Consider the following 716-nt stretch of genomic DNA (forward strand, 5'->3'; position numbering starts at 1 on the left):
ATCTCTGAGCCTTGCGGCCTATCGGGTCCTGTACTGGGGCGTCCCGCAAAGCACGGGCCACCCCGAGATTGCGCGCCCGGAAGGTGAACTTCTGTGGGTCCATGTCAGTACACCCGATCGGTTGCGGGCCGTCGACAATATTTGCCGTCGGCTGCTGTCTGTGCGACCGGGACTTTCGCTGTTGCTGACCGCCCCACCCGATGTTGATCTGAAGGACTGGGAAGATTGCGATACCCCGATCACAATGCTGCCCGCCGAACATACCGGCGCGGCGCGCACGTTCTTGGATCACTGGCGCCCTGATATGGGGCTGTGGTTTGGCGGTGGGCTGATGCCCAATGTGATAACACGCGCACAGGAGCGGGGCATTCCGCTAATTTTGCTTGAGGCTGTGGTCGACGTGAAAACCGCAAGGGGTGGACGTTGGCTACCTGATATCACGCGATACACGCTGGATTGCTTTACAGCGATACTTGCGCCCAATGATGACAGCGCACGCCAAATCCGACGCCTGGGAGTGAACTCGGCAAAAATCTCGGTCGCGCCACCACTTCATATCAGCCCCAACCCAGAGCCCTGGCCCGAAGATGAATTGATCGAGACCACTCACACAATGGCCGGACGCCCGGTTTGGCTGGCCGCATGGGTTCAGGACAAGGAATTCATCTCGGTTCTGACGGCCCATCGTCAGGCCTTGCGGATGCTGCCACGTCTGG

General features: G+C 59.8%; 1 protein-coding gene. It reads left to right on the plus strand.

Annotation, left to right across the window (positions count from 1 at the left end; all coding sequences use genetic code 11):
• A partial coding sequence (locus ACR0LN_RS23945) for a 3-deoxy-D-manno-octulosonic acid transferase (RefSeq protein ID WP_480433243.1) occupies window positions 1-716 on the plus strand: 716 nt, incomplete at both ends.

The sequence above is a fragment of the Ruegeria sp. AA6 genome, from assembly GCF_056542865.1.